Annotated in this window: 17 protein-coding genes; 11 read left to right on the top strand and 6 right to left on the bottom strand. The window is 65.4% G+C overall.

All coding sequences use genetic code 11. From position 1 onward, the window contains the following. Positions 1-34 precede the first annotated feature (34 nt). Genes NL2_RS08090 through NL2_RS08105 form a run of 4 tightly spaced genes read right to left on the bottom strand, consistent with a single transcriptional unit; the run spans position 35 to position 2,438 of the window. Complete coding sequence (locus NL2_RS08090; protein ID WP_068073574.1) at positions 35-514, bottom strand: DoxX family protein; 480 nt, start codon at positions 512-514, stop codon at positions 35-37. Positions 515-542: 28 nt separating this feature from the next. Further along, positions 543-1,262: an HvfC/BufC N-terminal domain-containing protein gene (locus NL2_RS08095; protein ID WP_068073576.1), complete on the bottom strand. Its 720-nt coding sequence runs from the start codon at positions 1,260-1,262 to the stop codon at positions 543-545. Next, a complete protein-coding gene (gene bufB, locus NL2_RS08100) occupies positions 1,255-2,121 on the bottom strand; it encodes an MNIO family bufferin maturase (protein WP_245647618.1) in 867 nt (288 codons plus the stop codon). The genes NL2_RS08095 and bufB overlap by 8 nt, the downstream gene beginning before the upstream one ends. 44 nt (positions 2,122-2,165) lie before the next feature. Next, positions 2,166-2,438 (bottom strand): BufA1 family periplasmic bufferin-type metallophore, encoded by a 273-nt coding sequence (locus NL2_RS08105; RefSeq protein WP_068073578.1) that lies wholly within the window; start codon positions 2,436-2,438, stop codon positions 2,166-2,168. 315 nt (positions 2,439-2,753) lie between these two features. On the opposite strand from NL2_RS08105, the gene NL2_RS08110 reads away from it, so the two are divergent. Beyond that, positions 2,754-4,103 carry an NAD(P)/FAD-dependent oxidoreductase gene (locus NL2_RS08110; protein ID WP_068073580.1) on the top strand — a complete coding sequence of 450 codons (1,350 nt, stop codon included), beginning with the start codon at positions 2,754-2,756 and terminating at the stop codon, positions 4,101-4,103. Positions 4,104-4,147: 44 nt separating this feature from the next. Beyond that, positions 4,148-4,843 (top strand): peroxiredoxin-like family protein, encoded by a 696-nt coding sequence (locus NL2_RS08115; RefSeq protein WP_068073583.1) that lies wholly within the window; start codon positions 4,148-4,150, stop codon positions 4,841-4,843. Between the two features lie 2 nt (positions 4,844-4,845). Here NL2_RS08115 and NL2_RS08120 read toward each other — a convergent pair whose 3' ends face one another. Together NL2_RS08120 and NL2_RS08125 are read right to left on the bottom strand one after the other, a co-directional pair. Further along, the gene (locus NL2_RS08120; RefSeq protein ID WP_068073586.1) at positions 4,846-5,727 is read right to left on the bottom strand and encodes a LysR family transcriptional regulator; all 882 of its coding nucleotides are present in this window, start codon (positions 5,725-5,727) and stop codon (positions 4,846-4,848) included. 214 nt (positions 5,728-5,941) lie between these two features. Continuing rightward, a complete protein-coding gene (locus NL2_RS08125; RefSeq protein WP_068073587.1) occupies positions 5,942-6,916 on the bottom strand; it encodes an AraC-like ligand-binding domain-containing protein in 975 nt (324 codons plus the stop codon). Positions 6,917-7,218: 302 nt separating this feature from the next. On the opposite strand from NL2_RS08125, the gene NL2_RS08130 reads away from it, so the two are divergent. The 9 genes from NL2_RS08130 to NL2_RS08170 are packed head-to-tail and all read left to right on the top strand — an operon-like array spanning position 7,219 to position 17,762. Next, on the top strand, positions 7,219-9,744 hold the full coding sequence (locus NL2_RS08130; RefSeq protein WP_068073588.1) for a TonB-dependent receptor: 2,526 nt from the start codon (positions 7,219-7,221) through the stop codon (positions 9,742-9,744). 17 nt (positions 9,745-9,761) lie between these two features. After that, positions 9,762-11,072 carry an acyl-CoA dehydrogenase family protein gene (locus NL2_RS08135; RefSeq protein WP_084355979.1) on the top strand — a complete coding sequence of 437 codons (1,311 nt, stop codon included), beginning with the start codon at positions 9,762-9,764 and terminating at the stop codon, positions 11,070-11,072. 11 nt (positions 11,073-11,083) lie between these two features. Continuing rightward, complete coding sequence (locus NL2_RS08140; RefSeq protein WP_068073590.1) at positions 11,084-12,325, top strand: thiolase family protein; 1,242 nt, start codon at positions 11,084-11,086, stop codon at positions 12,323-12,325. 5 nt (positions 12,326-12,330) lie between these two features. Then, on the top strand, positions 12,331-13,929 hold the full coding sequence (locus tag NL2_RS08145) for an AMP-binding protein (protein ID WP_068073592.1): 1,599 nt from the start codon (positions 12,331-12,333) through the stop codon (positions 13,927-13,929). Beyond that, the gene (locus NL2_RS08150; RefSeq protein WP_068073593.1) at positions 13,926-15,041 is read left to right on the top strand and encodes a saccharopine dehydrogenase family protein; all 1,116 of its coding nucleotides are present in this window, start codon (positions 13,926-13,928) and stop codon (positions 15,039-15,041) included. The genes NL2_RS08145 and NL2_RS08150 overlap by 4 nt, the downstream gene beginning before the upstream one ends. After that, the gene (locus NL2_RS08155) at positions 15,041-15,826 is read left to right on the top strand and encodes a glucose 1-dehydrogenase (RefSeq protein WP_068073594.1); all 786 of its coding nucleotides are present in this window, start codon (positions 15,041-15,043) and stop codon (positions 15,824-15,826) included. The genes NL2_RS08150 and NL2_RS08155 overlap by 1 nt, the downstream gene beginning before the upstream one ends. Positions 15,827-15,838: 12 nt before the next feature. Beyond that, on the top strand, positions 15,839-16,579 hold the full coding sequence (locus NL2_RS08160) for an SDR family NAD(P)-dependent oxidoreductase (RefSeq protein WP_068073596.1): 741 nt from the start codon (positions 15,839-15,841) through the stop codon (positions 16,577-16,579). 17 nt (positions 16,580-16,596) lie between these two features. Further along, complete coding sequence (locus NL2_RS08165; protein WP_068073598.1) at positions 16,597-16,965, top strand: EthD domain-containing protein; 369 nt, start codon at positions 16,597-16,599, stop codon at positions 16,963-16,965. Beyond that, the gene (locus tag NL2_RS08170) at positions 16,962-17,762 is read left to right on the top strand and encodes an SDR family NAD(P)-dependent oxidoreductase (RefSeq protein WP_068073600.1); all 801 of its coding nucleotides are present in this window, start codon (positions 16,962-16,964) and stop codon (positions 17,760-17,762) included. Before NL2_RS08165 ends, NL2_RS08170 begins: the two co-directional genes overlap by 4 nt. The last annotated feature ends 32 nt before the right edge of the window (positions 17,763-17,794 follow it).

A 17,794-nucleotide genomic window follows, 5' to 3' on the forward strand; every position in this document is an offset into this window, starting at 1 on the left:
CCACGGATGAAATTTGAACCTCGCAGTTCGGCCGCTACCCCGTCTTGCGAAAGAACAGCGCGTCGAGCGAGAGACGTCCACCGCCCATGGCGATCAGCGGCAGCAGCAGGCCCGCCCAGCTGAGGTGCGTCGGCCAGGCATCGGGATAGACGAAGACCTCGATCACCAGTGTCATCCCCAGCAGCGCGGCTGCCGAAACGCGAGTGAACAGGCCCAGAAACAGCAGGATCGAGAACAGGTGTTCCGAAACGGTCGCCATCACCGTGGCGATTTCGGGCGGAATCAGCGGCAAGGCATATTCGGTGCGGAACAGTTCATAGGCGCTGTCGGTGATGGTGAAGACGCCCGAGACTTTGGTGCGGCCGGACAGGAAGAACACGGCGCCGATGCCCAGCCGCTGGACGAGCAGCAGCAAGGATGGCGACAGGACCTGACCCAGCAGCGTGGTCACGCGCGTGCGCGGTGTGGCAAGGATGGTATCGGAAGTCGGGGCGTTGAAAGTGGTTGTGGTCATCGTCTTGGCCTTTCGTGAGCTAACGGTTTCAGGACAACATCGCGGCAAATGCGCCGCTGGTGAGAAGCAGGGCGAACGCACCGGCAAGATCGGCATCGGGAAATTCGTGCGCTACGGCCGCGCTTGCGGTTCCCAGACTTTCCTCATCGGCCAGCCGCACGAGGAGCGCGTACTGCGCCTGATCGAGCGCATGGCCGACCACGACCAGCGCCGGACGTGTGAACAGCGCGCCGAACCCGGTCCAATCGGGTGCGCACTCGGCGCAGTCGTCGTCCTGATGCGCCAGCCAGATCGGCATGGCCGGGGTCGCCAGCCATGCAAAACGCGTTGCGGGATGGAGTGCCAGTCGGGTTGCAAGAAACGCCTCGGGGCCCAGCGTCTGCAAGTCCGCAGGCTCCAGCATCGGCGCATCAGCCGCGTGCAGCGCTTCGACCCACAGGCGTTCGCACTGCGCCACGTCGGCCAGATAGGGCAGTTCCTCGCTCACTGGATGATCCGCGAGCCAGCGGGCAAAGTGTGCGCCATAGTGCGCCAGCACCGCGTGTTCGGGCGGGTGGGCGACCGCATGTTCGGTCGCTAGCGGCGCGAAGCCCTCGTCGCCGACCAGGCGACGACACACCGGATAGTTGGCAGCCAGCGCATCGACCGCGCCGAGCAGCACGGTGTTGCGGTAGATCGCCAGCGGGCCCTGCTGCGGGCGATCGAGCGCAGCGGCCAGCTCGCGCTGGAAGGTAGCCAGATCAGCCATGGGCCATGACCTTTGCCTGCGGTGCAAGCAGCCGGGTTGCGCGGTTGCGTTCAACCATCAAGGTGGCGAAATCGGGCACGTCGCGATCGCGTTCGAGCAGTACCGGGCGCGAGCCGTGCCGCATCACGAAGTCCGCAAGCAGCGACCACACCGGCGCGGCGACGGGGGCGCCGTGGTTGTCGACCAGCAGGTCGAGCGTCGGATCAGCTTCGGCCCCGGCAATATGAATTTCGCCGACGCTTGCGGCAGGGATGGCGTCGATATAGGCCGCCGCATCGAACCCCAGGTTGTGCGCGCTGACGTGGACATTGTTGAGATCGAGCAGCAACCCGCAGCCCGTGCGCCGCACGATTTCGCGCAGGAAATCGGGCTCGCTCCAGTCATGGCCGGTAATGGTGAGGTAGAGCGAGGGGTTCTCGATCAGGATCGGCCGGCGCAAGGCATCCTGCGCTTCGGCGATGTTCGCGCAAGTCGCGTCCAGCGCCTCGTGGGTGCGGGGAAATGGCAGCAGGTCGGGATAGGCGCGGTGGTCCTCGCGCGACCAGGCAAGGTGTTCCGAGACCAGCTGTGGCTCGAACCGCCCGACCAGCCGGGCCAGCGCGGAAAGGTGATCGCGATCGGGTCGGTCAGGGCTGGAGAGCGACAAGCCCACGCCGTGGATCGACAGATCGGCCGCCTCGCGCAGCGCGGCCAGCATCGCCAGCCGCGGCCCACCCGCAACCATGTAGTTCTCGGCATGAACCTCGAACCACAGCCCCACCGCCGTGCCGTCGGCAGACGTATCAGCCGACTGGCAGGCATTCAGCGCGTCAGCAAAGTGCTGGGCCTTGAAGCCGATCCCGGCGGTGGGGGTCATCATGGCAGCGTGCTCCTCAGCTCGCGCTTGGGGTCATCTGGGAGAGGTCAGCGCGGGGTCAGCGAGCCCATGCCCTTGGGGGTCTTGATCGAGGCGCAGGTGCCCTTGGTGACATACTTCCAGGAATTGCCCTGGTAGTTGGAGTGCGACGTACCGGCACAGCTGGTGCCCGCACCCGCCGCGCAATCGTTCTTGCCGGCGAGCGAAATGCCGAAGCACTTTTCCTTGGTCGGCTGCGGCGCAACCGGGCCGGCATGGGCGATGCCGGCGAACAGCGTGGCGGCGAGTGCGGCGCTGGCGATCGAGAGGGTCTTGTTCATGGCAGGCGTCCTTTTCTTCAATGGCTGGCCCGGTGAGAGGGACGGCGAGGATGCTGCCACGGGCAGATCGGATCACCGCTGAGCCGGTCGGGACCGTCCCGGCTGACAGGACATTGCCCCGGATCGGCGACCTTGCGCCAATTCCAAGGCTTCATCGGTTCGATGCACGAAAGGCATGGCAGCGCGCTGCGACCGATGACTTTCCGGCATGGAACCGCAAACCAATCGGCATTTTCAACCGCCGCGTGCCTAAGCGAAAACAGCGCGACATTTCGCGGGCGGCACCTCTGCAGCCCCCCATCGAGGAGCACTGCCATGAGCCTTTTCCGCCAGACCCGGCCAGTCGCTGCCGTCCCGATAAGGCGCCCGCGCGTGGTGGTGATCGGCGCGGGCTTCGGCGGACTTGCCGCCACGCGCGCGCTCGATGGTGCCGATGTCGACATCACGCTGGTCGACCGGCGCAACCACCACGTGTTCCAGCCGCTGCTCTATCAGGTGGCGACCGCGGCGCTGTCGCCCGCCGACATCGCCGGGCCGGTCCGCGCGATCGTGTGCAGACAGCGCAACGTGCAGGTCATCCTCGACGCGGTGTGCGGCATCGATCGGACGGCACGCGTGGTGAAGCTGGAAAGCGGGCGCGACCTGCCCTACGATTGGCTGGTGCTCGCGACCGGTGCGCGCCATTCCTATTTCGGGCGCGATGATTGGGCCGTTCATGCCCCCGGCATCAAGTCGATCGAGGATGCCACCGCCGTCCGGCGCAAGATTCTGCTCGCGCTGGAACGGGCCGAGACCGAGACCGACAAAGTGCGCCGTTCGGCCTTGCTCACATTCGTGGTGATCGGCGGGGGCCCGACTGGGGTCGAACTCGCGGGGGCCATCGCCGAGCTGGCGCACCGCTCGGTCAGCCGCGATTTCCGCTCGATCACGCCGCATTGCTCACGCGTGGTGCTGGTCCATCGCGGCAAGCGCCTGCTCGAACCGTTCCCTGAAGCATTGTCTGCCTCCGCGCTGCGCGATCTCACCAAGCTGGGCGTCGAGGTCAGGCTGGATACCGCCGTGACGGGGGTCGGCTGCGATCACGTGATGCTCGGCGACGAGACGATTGCGGCACATACCGCGGTCTGGGCGGCGGGCGTCATGGCCTCACCCGCGGCAAAGTGGCTGGGCCACGAATCCGACCGGTCGGGGCGCGTCGCCGTGGACGAAAACTTCCATCCCTCAGGCGATGCCCGCATCTTCGTGATCGGCGATACCGCCAGTTGCAATGGGGCCAACGGTCGCCCGTTGCCCGGCATCGCCCCCGTCGCCAAGCAACAGGGTGCACATGTGGCGCGCGCGATCCTGGCGGCCGAGACGGGCGCTCCGCCGCCAAGCTTTCGCTATCGCCACTATGGCAACCTGGCCACCATCGGTCGCAGCCACGCGGTCATCGACTTCGGTCGGTGGCAGGTCGAAGGGCTTGCCGCCTGGCTGATCTGGTCGATGATCCATGTCTTCTTTTTGGTCGGCTTCCGCAATCGGTTCAGCGTGGGCTGGGGCCTGTTGTGGAACTACCTGACCTACGCTCGCCATGCGCGGCTGATCACCGGCGAGATCGAGCCGGTGCCGGTGAACGCAGCTGAGCCGGTAGTCCCGCCCCCCGCGCAATTGGTGCCCGCATGAACGCGGCGGACGTCGCTGGCGGCTTTTATGCTAGGGTGGAGTCCATGGAGGACAGCCCGATCCCCGATGCACCACCCGATCGCCGCGCAGACATGCTTCCCGAGCCCCTCGCCTCGCGCCTCATGCGCGAGGCCGAGGCGACCCGTGCGCGCAGTCCCGGCTACATCGCCGCACTCGAACGCTTCGTCGCCCGGCTGGTGGCGGCCAAAGCCGGCGAGACCGCGCCGCGTGTGGGCGATCCGATGCCGCCGTTCCTCATGCCCGATCACGATGGGCACCTCGTCAGCCTCGACACGATCCTGCGCCAGGGTCCGGCGGTGCTGGTGTTCCATCGCGGCCACTGGTGCCCGTTCTGCAAGGTGAGCATGACCGCGCTGGCTGAGATCCAGGACCGGCTCGGTCCGGCCAGACTCCACGCGATCTCGCCGCAGATTGCGCAATATGCACGCCAGATGCGCGACCTGTCGCGCGCGCGGTTCCCGTTCCTGACCGATATCGATGCGGGATATGCGCTGTCCCTCGGGCTGGCTGTGTGGCTCGACGACGATCTGGCCAGATTCCACCGGAACGCGGGACGCGATCTTCATGCCTATCATGGCGGCGGCCAGTGGATTGTCCCGATCCCGGCAGTGTTCGTCGTCGATCGCGCGGGCATTGTCCGATCGCGCCACGTCGATCCCGACTATCGCCGCCGGATGGAGCTCGATGCGCTGCTCGCCGCCGTGACGGCCGCTGCCTGACGTCAGTAGGACTGAAGCGCCGACCAGTCCGCAGCACGAACCAGCGCGAGCAAGGCCGCTGCCGCATCCGAGCGCGCGCGCCCGGCAGTTGCATGCGCTGCCACCGTGCGCGTGTGGCCGGGTTCAGGGCAGCGCGTGCGATGCAGGTGATCGAGCCGCATCGCGCTCGCCGGCAACATCGCAACGCCGAATCCGGCCGTCACCAGCACCTCCAGATCGCGCGCGCAGGTCACTTCATGCGCCCGGTCGCGGCACAGGCCCGCCCGGTCAAGCACGTCGGACGGAATCTCTTCGGCATCGGCATGGACCAGCAACCGCGCGTCGCCGCCGACCGCTGCCGGCTCGACGTCAGCGCCCTGCGGAAAGTCCGCCGCCATGACCAGCTCGAACGCCTCGGCGAACAGGGGCCACGAATCGAGCCGGTCCCAGCCTTCGCTGAGCGCGCCGCCAATCGCCACCTCGATCTCGCCGATCTTGAGCCACTCGGCAATTTGGGCTCCGTTGCCGCGCATCACGCGCAACTGCAGCCCGGCAAAGGCAGCGCGGACTTCATTCAGCGACGGCAGCAGCAGGTCGAGATCGAACGAGCGGGTGATCCCCACCGCCAGCACGCTGACCTCGCCGCGCTGCACTTGCGCCGCCAGCGATTTGGCACCCAGCGCGCTGTCATGACATTGGGTCAGCAACGGCAGCATCCGCATGCCGAGGTCGGTGAGGTGGCTCAGCCGCCCTTCGCGCCGGATGAGCTCGCCACCGAGTTCCTCCTCAAGCTGGCGGATCGCGCGAGTCAGTGCGGGCTGGGTGACATGGCACTGCTCGGCCGCGCGGGTGAAGTTGAGGGTCTTCGCCACGGCGAGGAAATAGCGGACTTGCTGCATTTCCATGATGGCGATTTCCTAACCCCGCGCACTATGCGCAATCGATGCCAGTCAATCAAGCCGCATGGAACAATCTGGGATCAGCCCCGGCCACTTTGCGCATTCAACTCCTGATGGGCGGACGTTCACGTATGGGAAGTTGCGTTTTGCGATTTTTGTCCGTTACCGTGATTTTTTTGCAAAATCTGCTCCGACCGACTGCGATTTTGGGCATTTTGCATCATCGTTGCCTTGCATCGCCGCGCAGTGCCCGTGGCGACACACCGAAACGGCTGCGGAACGCGCGATTGAAGTTGCTGATGTTGCCGAAGCCGTGCTGGTACGCGATTTCGCTGATGTTCAGCGCCGACTTGTCCGGGTCTTCTATATCGGCCCGGCAATTTTCCAGCCGCCGTGTCCTGATCCAGCGGGCAACCGAGGCGCCTTCGCGTTCGAACAGTTTGTTGACATAGCGGATGCTTACGCCGTGCGCCCCGGCGATTGCGCTCGGCGACAGGTCTTCATCGTCGAGGCGCTGTTCGATATACTCCTGTATCCGGCGCAGCGTCGACTTCTGGTGGTTGCTGGTCCGGTCGGGGCTGGTCCCGACCTGGTTGCCCAGGCTCATCGCGATCAGGTCGAGGAGGTGATTGGCGATGCGGTTCGCCTCGGCAGGCTCGATCCTTGGCGCTTCTTCCAGCGCGGTGTGCAGCATCGTGGAAGCGACGTGACCCGTTCCGGCGCTGCCATCAAGCCTTTGGGCCATCACATCGGACGAGGATCGCAGGCGCCCTTCCAGCCGATAGCGCGGCACGCGCACCCAAAGCGCGTCGAAGCTGCGCGGGACTTCGATGGTGTATTCGCGCGTGCTGTCGAGGATGGCGATGTCGCCGGGTTGCAAGTCTGCCTGGTGGCCCGCTTGCGACAAAGTCGCTTCGCCCGCGAGGAGGAAGCCGATGAAATAGTTGTTGTGGCTCGACTGGGCAATCGTGCGGGCGGAACGGATCACGCGATGCGCGCCGCCACGGGTGACAGCGCGAATGAACGTCAGATCGCCAAACGGATAAGGGTACATCCTGCCGACCAGGCGGGCTGCAGGATCGACCTGCTGGAATTCCAGTTCGACGAACACGTCCGAAAGGCCCGCCTCCCACGCCGACTTGCCGCCCGCGATGGGAACGAAATCACCGGTTCGTTCGAGTCTCCGCCGACGCATGGCCCATCCTTGTCATCAGAAAACTTCATCAGAAAATGCAAATCGTTGCTGGGTGGTGGAGATGAGAAACGATCAGAAAACTACCCAAAATGCAAAAAATATGATTATATAACAGATATATGAATGTACACGCAGGTTGCGTGCGGTATCCTGCCTTGCTGCAGCGAATAATGCACCCGGTTCCCAAAATGCAAACAATTTGGGCCGCAATCGCGCAGACTTGCGGCGTGCTGTCGGTCATGATCCAGCCTGAAATTCAAAAGCCGTCGGATCGAACTGACGTGCAGTGGAGGGGTAAACCAATGAAATCATTCTCATGGGCCAAGCGCAGCGTCACGCCCGCGCTTCTCGCCGGTGTTGCGGCCGTATCGCTCACCGCGCAGACCGCCTCGGCCCAGACCGCGCCCGATCAGGCGGCGCAGGCCAAGGACGATGGTGGCATCGCCGAGATCGTGGTGACCGCACAGAAGCGCGCCGAAAACATCCAGAACGTGCCGATCTCGATCACCGCGTTCACCGCCGCTTCGCTCGAGACCAAGGGCGTCACCGACGTGACCGCGATCGGCAACCTGGCACCCAACGTCACGCTGGACGCGGGCACGCCGTTTGCCGGATCGTCGGCCGTGCTTTCGGCCTACATCCGCGGCATCGGCCAGAACGATTTCGCCTTCAACCTCGATCCGGGCGTGGGCGTCTATCTCGACGGCGTCTATCTCGCGCGCTCGGTCGGCGCGAACCAGGACCTGCTCGATATCGACCGCGTGGAAATCCTCAAAGGGCCGCAAGGCACGCTGTTCGGGCGCAACACCATTGGCGGCGCCATCTCGATCAACACCAAGAAGCCGACCAGCGAGTTCGGCGCCAAGTTCGAAGTGACCGGCGGTCGGTTCCACCGCATCGACACCAAGGGCGTCATCAACATTCCGCTGGCAACCGGGCTGTATTCCTCGTTCAGCTTCTCGACCAAGAACAACGATGGTTACCAGAAGCAGATCGGCTTCCCCGGCTTCGCGAGCGGCGTAGTCGCCGACAACTTCAATTATTTCGGTTCGGGCCATCCCAACAGCTTTGGCGGCGAGAACCAGTACAGCATGCGCGGCAAGCTGCTGTGGGAGGCCACGCCCGACCTGTCGTTCACGCTGTCGGGTGATTACCTGCACCAGAACAACAACGGCGTCGCCAGCACGGTCCTGAAGACATTCACCAACCCCGCCGATCCCAGCAACGTGTTCGGCCCGCTCTACAATGGCTGCATCGCCGGCGCGCTGCCGCCGTTTGCCACGGCGGGCATCTGCAACAACATCGTCAACGGCACCAGCCTGGGCGGCCTGGTCGCGACCAGCCCGACGCTGTTCTACGGCGACCAGTTCATCGCGCCGTCAAAGGACACGTCCTACGCCACGGGCAACAACTTCTCGCGGTTGCGCAACTATGGCGGTTCGCTGACCATCGACCTGTCACTCGGCGGCGCGGCGCTGAAGTCGGTCACTGCCTATCGCAAGCTGCACTGGCAATCGGCCGAGGACGAGGACGGTTCGCCGCTGCCGATCCTGCAGACCTCGTTCGACGAGAACCAGCACCAGTTCAGCGAGGAACTGCAGCTGACCGGCAAGGCGATCGAAAACCGCCTCAACTATGTGTTCGGCCTGTATTACTTCAACGAAGGCGGCAACCTCCACGATCTCGTGACGTTCCCGGCGGGCCTGCTCCAGATCGACGGGCAGAACTTCCTGCGGACCACCAACTACGCCGGCTACGCCCACCTCAACTACAAAGTCACCGACCAGCTGAGCATCACCATCGGCGGCCGCTACACGCATGAGAACAAGCACTTCACCGGCCTGCAGTCCGATCCCAACGGCATCTTCTACAAGCTCAACGGCTATTACGCGCCCACGACGGCGAGCCAGGCCTCGCTGTGCACCGCCGGTGCCGCAGTGCCGTCGCTGCAGGGCATTCCGCCGGGCCTGTTCTGCTATCCCAACCCGAACAACATCTACCAGGTCTATCCCGTGGCTCCCGCAGGCGGGTTCCAGCAGTCGTTCAACAACTTCTCGCCCAAAGTGGGGCTGGAATTCCAGGCCAACCCCGACCTCCTGATGTATGCCTCGTTCTCGCGCGGGTACAAGACCGGCGGCTGGACCACGCGCCTGACCACGCCGCAGCCCGCCGGGACCAGCGCGCCGACGTTCGGCCCCGAAAAGGCGACGACGTATGAAGGCGGCATCAAGTCGCAGTTCCTCAACCGCAAGGTCGTGTTCAACCTTGCCGGGTTCTACACCGACTACAAGGGCATCCAGCTCAACTTCCAGGTGGGCACGTCGCCCACGCTGCAGAACGCGGGCAATGCGCACATCTACGGGTTCGAGGCCGAACTGCAGGCGCGTCCGCTCCCCGCGCTGACCATCGCCGCCAACCTGGGCTACACCCATGCGCGTTATTCGTCGCTGTCGCCGTTCGTGACCGGGGTGACGCTGGCATCGTCGCTGCCCAAGACGCCCGAATGGAAGTTCACGCTCAGCCCTGAATACACCGTCGATCTTGGCGATCACGGCAGCCTGCTGTTTTCGGCGGACTACACGCACACCAGCTCGCTGTTCAACGACACCGAGAACACCGTGCTGCTGCTGCGGCCTGCGACCGATGTGCTCAACGCCTCGCTGACCTACAAGGCGCCCGGCGACCACTGGCAGCTGGTCGGCGGCGCCACCAACATCACCAACGCGCGCTACCTGACGACCGGGCAGAACCAGGTGGCAGGCGGTCTCGCCTACGGCACCTACAGCCGCCCGGCCGAGTGGTTCGTCACCGGTCGGGTCAAGTTCTGATGCGCGAGGACAGCGATATGGCAAACGTGATCGACAGCGTCGCCGATGTATCGGCGGCACCGACGGTGGGGCCGCTCTCGTGGCCCCGCCAGCCCAAGGTCAAGCTCGGCATGACGGGTGCGGAGCCGCCGCTGTCCGAGACCGAAACGGCCTTCCAGGACATGGCCCACGCGTTTGCGCGCGATGTCATGCGCCCGGTGGGGCAGGCGCTGGACAAGCTGACGCCTGAGCAGATTCTTGCCAAGGATTCGCCGTACTACACCGAGTTCCGGCCCAGATACCTTGCGCTCGACATCAACCCGGTCACGCTCGGGGCCTTGCCGCCCGAGGATCTGGGCAAAGTCCTGCCGATCATCATGGAAGAGTTCGGCTGGGGTGATGGCGGGCTGTCGGTCACCATCGGCGCGTGCCAGTTACCGCCGTTGCTGGCGCTGATGTTCGGCAAGGAATATCTGCTGCAACGCTACCCGGTCGACCTGATCGGCTGCTGGGCCATCACCGAGCCCGACCATGGATCGGACTCGCTCGATCCGTCGAAGCAGATCTTCCATCCGCAAGGCCAGTACGGGCGTCCCAACTGCGTCGCGAAGATCGTGGGCGACAAGGTCATCATCAACGGCCAGAAATCCGCCTGGGTCTCCAACGGCCCGATCGCGGACGTCTGCGTGCTGTATGCGGCGGCGGATCGCGGCAACGGTCCCGACCCCGAAAACGGCGTGGTGATGATCGTGCCGATGAACGCCAAGGGCATCAGTCGTGGCAAGTTCATCGACAAGCTGGGCCAGCGTCCCTTGCCGCAGGGCGAGATTTTCTTCGACAATGTCGAATTGTCCGCCGACCACATCATCGCCGGGCCCGATGAATTCCAGCGTGCGGTCTATGCGATCCATTGCGAGGCCAACGGGCAGATGGGCGCGATCTGGACCGGATCGGCGCGCGCCTCGTTCGAGATTGCGTGGAAGTACGCGCATGAACGCAAGCAGGGCGGCGTCCCGATCTATCGCCACCAGTCGGTCGCCCAGCGATTGTTTCATATGTACCGCAAGGTCGAGGCATCGCGCGCGCTGGTACGCCGGGTGGCGATGTACAACATGACCGCGCCGATGCCGTCGCTCCAGTCGGCGATGGCAACCAAGGTTACCGCCACGCAGACCGCGTTCGAGGTGGCGTCCGATGCGCTGCAGATGCTCGGCGGCAACGGCAACACCCGCGAATACCCGATCGAGAAGATCCTGCGCGATGCCCGTGCTTCGATGATCGAGGACGGCTGCAACGAGATCCTGTCGATCAAGGGCGGCTACCAGATGATGGATCCCGATCTCCTCTAGGAACCTGACCGATGAAGATGAATGCCATCATTGCCGGGGGCGGGATGACCGCTTTCGGCAAGTTCCCCGACCGTGCCTTGAGCGATCTGGCCGGTGAAGCTATCCGCGCCGCACTGTCCGATGCCGGGCTTGAGCCGGGCGCGATCGAGGCGGCCTATATGGGTAACGCTGCGGCGGGCACGATCACCGGGCAGGTCTGCGTGCCGGGTGAAGTGGTGCTGCGCGCGATGGGCATGGGGCGCATCCCGGTCATCAATATCGAGAACGCCTGCGCCACGGCCTCGACCGCGCTCAATCAGGCGGCGGCGATGGTCAGCGCAGGGCTGTACGACGTGGTGCTGGCGGTGGGTTACGAGAAGCTGGTCCACGCCGACAAGGCGCGGACGTTCTCGGTGTTCACCGGCGCGGTCGATGTCGGCAACATGGACGGCCTGGCCGCGCTGATCGATCGCAAGATGGCGGCGGTGGGGCTGAAGCCCGATCCGGCGACGGCGGCCAGCCGATCGCTGTTCATGGACATCTACGCGACCGAGGCGATCGCGCACATGCAGAAATACGGCACCACCCGCGAGCAGCTGGCGGCGGTGCCGGCCAAGAATTCGCGCCACGGTGCGCTCAATCCGCGCGCGCAATTCCGCGACATCGTGAGCGTGGAGCAAGTGCTGGCCGCACGCGAGATCGTCTGGCCGCTCACCCTGCCGATGTGCTCGCCGATCGGTGACGGTGCGGCGGCGGTGGTCCTTGTCAGCGAAAAGAAGGCGCGCGAACTGGGGATCACCGATCCGGTGCGGATCGTCGCCTCGAACCTCCAGACCAGCTGGGATTATCCCGAAGGCGAGGAATCGCTGGTGTTCCACGAGACGATCGCCCGCGCCTATGCCGATGCCGGGATTGGCCCGCGGGACATCGACGTGGTCGAACTGCACGATGCCTCCGCGTCCTCGGAAATCCTCCATACCGAATATCTCGGGCTGTGCGCCACGGGCGAAGGCGGCCGCTTCATCGAGAGCGGCATGACCGCGCTTGGCGGGGAAGGGCGCACAATCGTCAACCCGTCGGGCGGGCTGCTGCGCAAGGGGCACCCCATCGGCGCGACGGGCATCGCGCAGGTCGTCGAGCTTTACGAGCAGCTTCATCGCCGCTGCGAGGCGCGGCAGGTGCCGGGCGATCCCCGCATCGGCGTGGCGGAGAACGGCGGGGGCTACATCAACGGCGATGTCGCGGCGCTGTGCGTCACCATCCTCAAGCGGTAACCGTCATGTCACAGGCCAACCTCCTGATCGTTGCCAATCTCGTGGCGGACCGCGCCGCGAGCCAGCCCGACCACGACGTGCTGACGTTCGAGCACGAAGGCGAGGTCGAGACGCTGACCTACCGGCAGCTGTGGGAAAACGGCCAGCGGCTGGCCAACGGCCTTCGCGGCCTTGGCATGGCCCAGGGCGATCGCTTTGCCCTGCTGATCCAGAACCATCCCGAGTTCGTCGAACTGATGGTCGCCTCGGCCATCCTGGGCACCGTGTTCGTGCCGATCGACCCGCGCACGCGTGGCGCAAAGCTGGCCTACATGCTGCGCGACAGCGGATGTCGCGGCGTGATCTGCGCGGGCTATTCCAGAGAAGGGCTGGCCGAAGCCTTGCCCGAATGCCCCGAGGTCGAATGGATCGCGCTGATCGGCGAGCTGGGGGATCGCGCCCTGCCGCGCCCGGCTTACGCGCTGGGAGACTGGCTTGCGGCCCCGTTGCCCGATCCGCTGCTGCCGGTGACGGTCGCTAGCGAAGCCGAGCCGATGCAGTTGATGTACACATCGGGCACGACCGGCGATCCCAAGGGCATCGTCGTGCCGCACGCGCGGTTTGGCGCAGTATCGAACCATGGCGAGGCGGTGTTCGGCTATCGTCCGGACGACCGGCCCTACACCGGGCTGTCGCTGACGCATGGCAATGCGCAGTTCGTGACGCTCGCGCCGTCGCTCAAGATGGGGCTGCGCGTGGTGTTCAGCCGCCGCTTCACCAAATCGCGACTGTGGGAGGTGATCCGCGCGCACGGCTGCACCACGTTCTCGCTGCTGGGCGGCATGGTCACCGCGATTTACGCCGAACCGCCCAAGCCGGACGATGCCGAGAACCCGGTGCGCCTTGTCATTTCGGCCGGAATGCCCGCCGCGATCTGGGAAGCGTTCGAGCGGCGCTTTGGCGTTGCTGTGTTCGAGTTCTACGGCGCGATGGAAGGCGGCATGACGATCAAGCGCGTCGGCGAAGGGCCGGTCGGAAGCTGTGGTCGCCCGGCGCCGGGGCTGGAGGTCAAGGTCGTTGACGCTGATGACGTCGAGGTAGCGCCCGGCGAACCCGGCGAACTGCTGTTCCGCCTGAGCGACGCACCGTTTCCGCCGGTTTCGTATCACAACAATCCCTCAGCTTCGGCGGCCAAGGTCGTCGATGGCTGGCTGCGCTCGGGCGATATCGTGCACCGCGATGCCGATGGCTGGATCTTCTACCAGTATCGCAAGGGCGGCGGATTGCGGCGCAATGGCGAGTTCGTGAACCCTGCGCATGTCGAGCGCGTGCTGGCCGAGCATCCCGCAGTGGACGACATTTTCGTCTACGGCGTCCCTGCCGCCAATGGTGCGCCGGGCGAAAAGGATATCGTGGCCGCCGCCGTGCTGGCCTCGCCGATCGACCCGGCCGAGCTGCTTGGCTGGGCCGCCAGCCGGCTCGAACCCAACGCGGTGCCGACATACGTCCAGGTCGTGCCGGCCATCCCCAAGACCGCGTCGGAAAAGCCGCAGGAGCGGTTTCTCATCGCAATGTTCCAGGACCGGGCCGCGCCCGTCCACACCATCGAAGGAGCCAGACCATGACCGATCCGCAAGTCGTCCTGTACGGGGCCAGCGGCTACACCGGCGAGCATGTGATGTGGAAGCTGGCCGAGCGCGGCATCCCGTTCATCGCTGCGGGCCGTGACAAGGCGAAGCTGGAACGGCGCATTGCCGAGCAGCCCGAACTGCGCAACGCCCGCTATGAAGTGGTCGAGGTGGCGCACGACGAAGCCGCGCTGACCGAGCTGTTCCGTGGCCGCAAGGTCGTGCACAACCTTGTCGGACCTTACGCGCAATATGGCGAGCCGGTGGTCAAGGCGGCGCTGGCGACCGGCTGCCATTATCTCGACGCGACCGGCGAGCAGGACTGGAAGATCCTGCTGCGCGATACGTATGGCCTGGCGTTTGAAGACAAGGGACTGGTGCTGGCCCCGGCGACATCGTCGATGTGGGTATCGGGATTGCTGGCTGCGGAAACCGTGCTCGAAAAGCCGGGCATCGACAGCATCGACATCCTTTACACGCTGCACGGCGTACCGTCTGCCGCATCGACGCTCAGCTTCATGCGCATGTGCTGCCAACCGCAGTTGCGCCTGGTCCACGGCAATCTGGAGCCCTGGCCCGCCGGCGCTCACTTCCCGGTCGCGGTGCCCGGGATGCATCAGGTGCTGACCGCGCTGCCGTGGAGCGGCGGCGGTGAATCGCTGTTCTACGAACACGACGCCCGTGTGCAGAACTGTTCGACCATGGTCACCTTCCTCAATCAGGGGCTGATGGGCATGCTCGTGCCCAAGATGCAGGAATTCGCCGAAAAGTACGCGCATCTGTCGGCCGCCGAACAGGAAGCGGCGACCAATGCCTGGGCGATGGAGATCGCGCCGCAAGGCGATATGCCGCGCGAGGACTATTCGCAGCACCGCGTGGTGTTCACCTGCCACGGCCGGGGCACGCTGGTGGCGCGCTCTACCGCCACCTGGGGCGTGACGGGTTATGTGATGACCGGCGCGATCGGGGCCGTGACGATCGATACGCTGTTGCTGGGACGCCAGCGCGCGGTCGGTTTCCAGCCTGCCACCACCGTCGTCGGGGTCGAGCGGATGCGCGGTGAGCTGGTCAGCGAAGGCGTGCTGGGCCAGACCTCGGTGCTGATCTGATGGCAGGCCGGGTCGACGGCAAGCGCATTCTCGTCACCGGCGGTGCGGCGGGCCTTGGCGCGGCATTTGTCCGCCGTCTGGCGCAGGAAGGCGCGCATGTGATCGTTGCCGACGTGCGCGATGTCGTTGGCCGTTCGCTGGCGGCGCAAACCGGCGGCAGCTATCTCCATCTCGACGTGACGTCGGAGCGGGAGTGGCAACAGGCCATGTCGTGGGCCGAACAGGAACTGGGCGGGCTCGACGGGCTGGTCAACAATGCCGGCATCGCCGCCAGCACCGGCGCAGAAGATATCGAAGGCATCGAGCTGGACGACCTGCACCGCATCTTTGCGGTCAACGTCGATGGCACGGTGCTGGGCTGCAAGCATGCCCTGCCATTGATGGCGCGCAGCGGGCCGGGCGCGATCGTCAATCTGTCGTCGATCGCCGCGCTGATCCCGGCGGCATTCGTCATCGCCTATGGTGCGAGCAAGGCAACGATTGCGCACCTCACGCGGTCGGTGGCGATGCACTGCGCCTCGCGCGGGTATGGCATCCGCTGCAACTCGGTCCATCCGGGTCAGGTCAGGACGGAGATGATGAACACCATCATCGATCGGGTCGGTCGCGAAACCAGCATGGGGCTGCCTGCGGCCGAGCAGGTGTTTCTCGACCAGATCCCGCTGGGCAAGTTCCAGGAACCCGATGACATCGCGCACGCCGTGCTGTTCCTGCTGTCGGACGAGGCGCGGTTCATCACCGGCAGCCAGCTTGTCGTCGATGGCGGCATGACCCTGTCCAACTAGCGGAGCATCCCCATGCGATTTTCGGGCAAGGTCATTTCGGTCACGGGCGGCGGTTCCGGGCTGGGTGAGGCCATCGTCAAGCGCCTCGCCGGCGAAGGCGCGCTGGTGGCGGTGATGGACATCGACCTTGCCGCAGCCGAGCGGGTCGCAAGCGAGGCGGGGTCGGCCAGGGCCTATCGGGCGGATGTGACCGATGCGGCCGGAATGGTCGAGGCGTTCGGCCGGGTCATTGCGGATCATGGCCGGCTCGATGGTGCGGTGAACAACGCCGGGATCGGCGGCCCGTTCATCCCGACGGCGGACTACCCGCTCGACTGGTGGGATCGGACCCTGGCGATCAACCTGACCGGCGTGTTCCATTCGCTGCGCGCGGAGCTGCCGTTGCTGGCGGCGGGCGGGGGCGGAGCGATCGTCAACATGTCGTCGATCTGCGGATTGATCGGACAGGCCGGCACTGCCGCCTATGTCGCGGCCAAGCACGCGGTCATCGGCCTGACCAAGACCGTCGCGCTGGAATACGGTGCGCAGAACATCCGCTGCAACGCGGTCTGCCCGACGTATGTGCAGACGCCGCTGACGCTGGCCGAATTGAAGGACCCGGCGATCTGGACCGAACTCGATGCCCGCCATGCCACCGGCCACTGCGCCAGCCCCGAAGACGTGGCGGCGATGACCGCGTTCCTGCTGAGCAGCGATGCGCGATCGGTCACCGGATCGGCGCACCTCGTCGATGGCGGCATCACCGCAAGCTGAAACGGGGAGCGTCCGCGATGATCACGATCCACTATTGCCTGCACCGCAAGCCGGGACTCAGCCTGGAAGAATTCAGCGCTTACTGGAACGGTCCGCACGCCGATCTGGTCAAGCGGGTTGCGCCAGCGATCGGCGTGATCCGCTATGTGCAGCACCATGCGATTGCCCCCGAAGCCGCCGTTGCGATGCAGGCGATGCGCGGACTGCAGGCGCCGTTCGATGGCGTGGCCGAGATCGGCTTCGAAAGCTTCGAGGCGCTCGAACGCGGCAATCTCGATCCCGCCGCTGCCGCGGCACAGGCCGAACTCGCGCAGGACGAGGCCAAGTTCATCGACCTTGCGCGGTCGGCGATCCTGTTCACGCAAGCTAAAAAGGTCATCGGATGACGACGTCCCGGCGGTTCACGAACAAGGTTGCGTTGATCACCGGCGGCGGGACAGGCATCGGCGCGGCGGCGGCACGCAGGATCGCGGCCGAGGGCGGGAAGGTTGTGCTCGTCGGGCGGCGTGCCGAGCCACTCGAGGCGGTGGCGGCAGAGTGCGGCGGGCTCGCGGTGATCGGAGATACATCGTCAGAGCCCGATCTCGTGCGGGCGGTCAAGGCGGCAGTCGCAACGTTCGGCGGACTCGACATTCTGGTCGCCAACGCCGGGATCGAAGTGTTCGGGTCGGTCGAAAATGTCCCGATCGACCAATGGCAGCGCACGCTTTCAGTCAACCTCGATGGATCGATGCTTGCCGCGCGGGCGTGTGTGCCCGCAATGCGCAAGCGCGGCGGCGGATCGATCGTGCTTGTCGCCTCGGTGGCCGCGCTGTCGGGCGCACCACACTATGTCGCATACCTGACCAGCAAGGCCGCCTTGCTCGGCCTGAACCGCTCGCTCGCCTATGACTACGGGCCGGAAAACATTCGCTGCAACGCCCTCTGCCCCGGCTGGGTGCGGACTGAAATGGCCGAACGCGCCATCGGCGAATTCGCTGCAGCAAAGGGCATCAGTCTCGACGAGATGATTGCCGAGATGGTCAAGGTCTATCCCTTGCGCCGCATCGCGCAGCCCGACGAGATCGCGTCGATCGTCGCCTTCCTGGGTTCGGCCGACAGTGCGTTCATGACCGGGTCGGTGGTGGTGGCCGACGGCGGTGGCGCGATTGTGGACGTCGGAACGCTGGCCTTTGGAGCGTAAGCTGGCGTGCTTCGCCGGCAGGACCGGTCGTA

The organism is Novosphingobium lentum NBRC 107847 (assembly GCF_001590965.1).
Lineage (GTDB): Bacteria > Pseudomonadota > Alphaproteobacteria > Sphingomonadales > Sphingomonadaceae > Novosphingobium > Novosphingobium lentum.

Coding starts and splice junctions, on each gene's coding strand:
- NL2_RS08090 (WP_068073574.1), bottom strand. CDS start 514: ATGACCACAACCACTTTCAACGCCCCGACTTCCGATACCATCCTTGCC.
- NL2_RS08095 (WP_068073576.1), bottom strand. CDS start 1,262: ATGGCTGATCTGGCTACCTTCCAGCGCGAGCTGGCCGCTGCGCTCGAT.
- bufB (WP_245647618.1), bottom strand. CDS start 2,121: ATGATGACCCCCACCGCCGGGATCGGCTTCAAGGCCCAGCACTTTGCT.
- NL2_RS08105 (WP_068073578.1), bottom strand. CDS start 2,438: ATGAACAAGACCCTCTCGATCGCCAGCGCCGCACTCGCCGCCACGCTG.
- NL2_RS08110 (WP_068073580.1), top strand. CDS start 2,754: ATGAGCCTTTTCCGCCAGACCCGGCCAGTCGCTGCCGTCCCGATAAGG.
- NL2_RS08115 (WP_068073583.1), top strand. CDS start 4,148: ATGGAGGACAGCCCGATCCCCGATGCACCACCCGATCGCCGCGCAGAC.
- NL2_RS08120 (WP_068073586.1), bottom strand. CDS start 5,727: ATGGAAATGCAGCAAGTCCGCTATTTCCTCGCCGTGGCGAAGACCCTC.
- NL2_RS08125 (WP_068073587.1), bottom strand. CDS start 6,916: ATGCGTCGGCGGAGACTCGAACGAACCGGTGATTTCGTTCCCATCGCG.
- NL2_RS08130 (WP_068073588.1), top strand. CDS start 7,219: ATGAAATCATTCTCATGGGCCAAGCGCAGCGTCACGCCCGCGCTTCTC.
- NL2_RS08135 (WP_084355979.1), top strand. CDS start 9,762: ATGGCAAACGTGATCGACAGCGTCGCCGATGTATCGGCGGCACCGACG.
- NL2_RS08140 (WP_068073590.1), top strand. CDS start 11,084: ATGAAGATGAATGCCATCATTGCCGGGGGCGGGATGACCGCTTTCGGC.
- NL2_RS08145 (WP_068073592.1), top strand. CDS start 12,331: ATGTCACAGGCCAACCTCCTGATCGTTGCCAATCTCGTGGCGGACCGC.
- NL2_RS08150 (WP_068073593.1), top strand. CDS start 13,926: ATGACCGATCCGCAAGTCGTCCTGTACGGGGCCAGCGGCTACACCGGC.
- NL2_RS08155 (WP_068073594.1), top strand. CDS start 15,041: ATGGCAGGCCGGGTCGACGGCAAGCGCATTCTCGTCACCGGCGGTGCG.
- NL2_RS08160 (WP_068073596.1), top strand. CDS start 15,839: ATGCGATTTTCGGGCAAGGTCATTTCGGTCACGGGCGGCGGTTCCGGG.
- NL2_RS08165 (WP_068073598.1), top strand. CDS start 16,597: ATGATCACGATCCACTATTGCCTGCACCGCAAGCCGGGACTCAGCCTG.
- NL2_RS08170 (WP_068073600.1), top strand. CDS start 16,962: ATGACGACGTCCCGGCGGTTCACGAACAAGGTTGCGTTGATCACCGGC.